General features: G+C 61.4%; 3 protein-coding genes. All 3 read right to left on the minus strand.

Annotated features, from left to right (window positions below; all coding sequences use genetic code 11):
- Nucleotides 1-105 precede the first annotated feature (105 nt).
- Nucleotides 106-1,785 carry an AsmA family protein gene (locus tag WCB02_RS08590; protein WP_423957508.1) on the minus strand — a complete coding sequence of 560 codons (1,680 nt, stop codon included), beginning with the start codon at nt 1,783-1,785 and terminating at the stop codon, nt 106-108.
- Nucleotides 1,786-1,842: 57 nt separating this feature from the next.
- Entirely contained in the window at nt 1,843-2,670 is an 828-nt protein-coding gene (gene lepB, locus WCB02_RS08595; protein ID WP_423957509.1) for a signal peptidase I, read from the minus strand.
- A 212-nt stretch (nt 2,671-2,882) separates the two neighbouring features.
- Nucleotides 2,883-3,788 (minus strand): signal peptidase I (lepB, locus tag WCB02_RS08600; protein WP_423957511.1); only part of this gene is annotated, 906 nt, incomplete at its 5' end.

Raw genomic sequence — 3,788 nt, forward strand, 5'->3', positions numbered from 1 at the left:
GAAGTCATCCTCAACGACGGCTCTACCCCCGAAGTCCGCACCGCCACCCACACCCGCGAAGTAATCCTCCAACCCGCCAATCCGCAACCCTGATTCTCCCGACGCTTAGCGCCTTCGCCGCTTCGCCACAGCCGGCGCGCCCGCCACGCACGTCTGCCCCGAACCCCACGCACGCGTACACGTAGCATCCACCCTCATCACGCGCCCGGCCCCATCCTTCAACGCCGCTCCCGCACCCTCCGGCCGTAGCACTTCGTCGAGCCCATCCCCCAGCGGCGGAGCCAGCGCCCGCAGCGCCTGCAGTTGCCCCTCGCTCGCCGTCCCCGCAAAGTGCAGCGTGTAGCCAGACTTCGTCACCACTCCGCCCAGCGTTAATCCCGAACCTTTTCCCGGCGGCGTCAAATTCAACGGCGTCAGCACAAACCCCTCTTCCGTGGCCTTGCTTGTGAGCGTAGCGGTATGAACCAGGTAGCCGCTCTCAGCTTCGCGCATCCACGGCAACAAGCCAATAATCTCTCCATGAAACTCACCCTCCCACCGTGCCGGCTGATTCTTCCGAGCGCTCGTCAACAGCATGCTTCCGGCCACCGTTCCCTCCGGCCGTTCGCCCGCCGGAATCCGCTGCGAAAACAGCCGCACCCAATCCAGCAGCCACGCATCCGGAACATTCGTCATCCCCACCCGGACCCCAGCCGTCTCCATCGCTGCCGAATCCGATAGCCCCGACGGCCCCGCCAACTCCGACAGCTCCAGCCGATCTGCAATCGCGACCACCCGTCCCGCCGCCTTCGCCCCATCCGCGATCGGCGTCGTCACGGCGCAATCCGGATCGGTCACTACCGCTGCCGTAACATCCAGCGTCCCCCGGCACTCAGCCCGCACATCCATCGCCTGCACCGGCACAAATTCAGACCGTCGCAGCTCTTCCATGTGAATCGTCGTCGTCAGTTTCGCAGCCCCCAGCAATCCTCGCAGCGACGCCTCCACATTCAGATTTCCGCGCCACCCCGCATCCTGTCCGCTCAGCAGCTTGCTCGCCTCGCCCATCGGAGCCCCGGTCCAGCTCGCCGTCAGGTCCACCGGAACCTCTGCCATCGTATTCGCCCTCTTCAACGACCCCTCCAGCTTCACCACCCCGGGATCAGAGATATTTGTGTCCGTCCGCGTCGGCGTCCCCTTCGCCCTCACCCTCCACTCCTGCGGCGACGTCAGCCACAGCGCAAAGTCCGCATCTGTCAGAGAGAACGGTGTCTTCTCCTCGCCCAGCTTCACGTTCACCCGCGCCCCCGATGCCTCGATATACGGAAACCGCGGCTCCGGCCCAGCCTTCCGTTGCGCCGTAGGAGCCGTCGTCACGCTCGCCGCATGCATCAGCAGGCTCTGCACATTCCACACGCCCGCCGCATTCCGCACCAGGTTCAAGCTCGGCGCCTCAAACGTCATCGACGAAAACTCCGTATGCCGCCGCCACAGCGAGCTAGGCCGCAGCGTCACATTCACCACGTTCGCCCGGATAATCGGCTCCGACCCAAACGCCGGATCCTCGCTCACGACAAAATTCTGCAGAGTAAATCCCGGCATCGGCACTAAATGCATCGTCACACCATCCAGCTGCACCGGCCGCCCCAGGCTCGCGCTGATGTTCGCAGCAATCCGCCGCTTCAGTCGATTCACATTCAGCAGCGGAGGCGTCAGCAACAGCAGCAACACCACCGCCACCACGCATACCCACACCAACCAACGCCGCCTTCGCGACGACCCACCTGCCTCCGTACCCGCTTCCATGTCCCGTGCCGGCAAAGTCTTCTCTACCCTCTATCCTCTACACTCTATCCCCTGCCGTTACCGCACCACGTGGAACGTCCGCGTCCATCGCGTGTCGGTTAAGATGTGCGTCACAATGTGGAACATGAACCCGATCCGGTCGCCAATCGAAGTCTTGTTCTCCTGATCCGCCGGTGTCTCAAACGACCAATACACAAACAGCGGCCGTCCCAGAATATTCTGCTGCGGCACGAATCCCCAGTACCGCCCATCGAGGCTCTGCGTCCGGTTGTCGCCCATCGCAAACACATACCCCGGTGGCACTACCAAATCATCGCCCTGGATATGCTCTGGCAGCTCCTCGCGCCAAACCTCCGTCACCTGCTCATCGGGCGAAGGCGTCACCGACGGAAAATCATCCCGGTACGGATTGAAGCCGGTGCTATCAGGCCCATCGTCACTCGGCTGGATCGCAAACGGCTCGTTCTGCGCCACGCCATTCAGATACACCACACCCTTGCGCAGATGAATCCGGTCTCCCGGAATCCCAATCGTGCGCTTCACCAAAATCAAATCCGGCGACTCCGGGTTTGGCTTATAAAACACGATAACGTCGCCCCGCCGCACCGCCCGGTAATGCACGAACGGAGCCCACCTCGTCGCCGGAGCCAGCGTCACCCGGTCCACCACCACGTGATCCCCAATCAGCAGCGTGTTCAGCATCGATCCCGACGGAATCTCAAAGTTCTGGAAGATGAACCCGAACACAAACAGCACAATCGCCAGGATCGTGCAAATGGAAGCCAGCGCCTCCAACGGCGTCTCCGCCACTTCGTCCTTCACCTTCACCGGGACGGCGTTCCCAACAACAACACTTTCCGCCTGCAATGGTCTCTCGATGCTCAACGAAACTCTCTCCTAACGAAGTCGCAACCTCTGTTCTTCCAACGTCGCAACCTGTTCTTCCGGATTAGCAAGGGGCTTTAGCCCCCTGAAAAGCCGCCACCCCGAAAGGGGCTTTAGCCCTGGGTTCGTCCCCCAGCGCGCAACACCCCCAGTGTACCCCGCCACCGAACCCGCCTTCTCTACGCTCTACTCTCTATCCCCTATCCCCTGCCTCACCGCGTCACGTGGAACGTCCGTCCCCACCGCGTCTCATCGAAGAAATGCGTCGCCTCAAACAACAGGAACTTCAACTTGTCGCTCGTGCTGGTCTTGTCCCCCTGGTCATCCGGCGTCTTGAACGACCAATACACAATCAGCGGCCGCCCCAGAATATTCTGCTGAGGCACAAATCCCCAGAACCGCCCATCCAGACTGTGCGTCCGGTTGTCTCCCATGGCAAACACCATCCCCGGCGGCACCACCAGGTCATCCCCCTGGATATACTTCGGCAGGTCCTCCGCCCAGTCCATCACCCGCCTATCGATCGTCTCCGACTCCACGCATGCCTGGTTTTGACACTCCCCGCGCTGCGACAGGTCGTAGCTCCCATACTGCTTCAGTCCCTCCAGGTCAGAAGGGAAGTCATCGCGATACGTTGCAAGATCCGTCTCACTCGGCTGGATGGCATAAGGCTCCGTCTGTGCCACGCCATTCACATACACCACACCTTTGCGCAAATGAATCCGATCCCCTGGAATCCCAATCGCCCGTTTCACCAGGATCATGTCCGGCACCTCGGTATGCGGCTTCATGAATACAATAATGTCCCCCCGCTGCACCGCCCGATAAGGCACCAACGGCATCCACTTCGGTGCTGGCGCGAGTGTCGTTCGATCCACCAGTAAGTGATCTCCCACCAGCAACGTATTCTGCATCGACGGCGACGGAATCGCGAAGTTCTGAAACATGAACCCGATCACAAACAGGTAAACGACCAGCATCATGCATAGCGAAGCAAATGCCTCCAGCGGAGTCTCCGACACCTCCTCCTTCGCAACGCCCTCAGCCGAACCCGCGCTCGTCCGTTTCACCCGCAACCCCTGCCCAGAACTCAAAAGGCCTCCCGAACTCCCGAAACC

The organism is Bradyrhizobium sp., assembly GCF_049581145.1.
Lineage (GTDB): Bacteria > Pseudomonadota > Alphaproteobacteria > Rhizobiales > Xanthobacteraceae > Bradyrhizobium.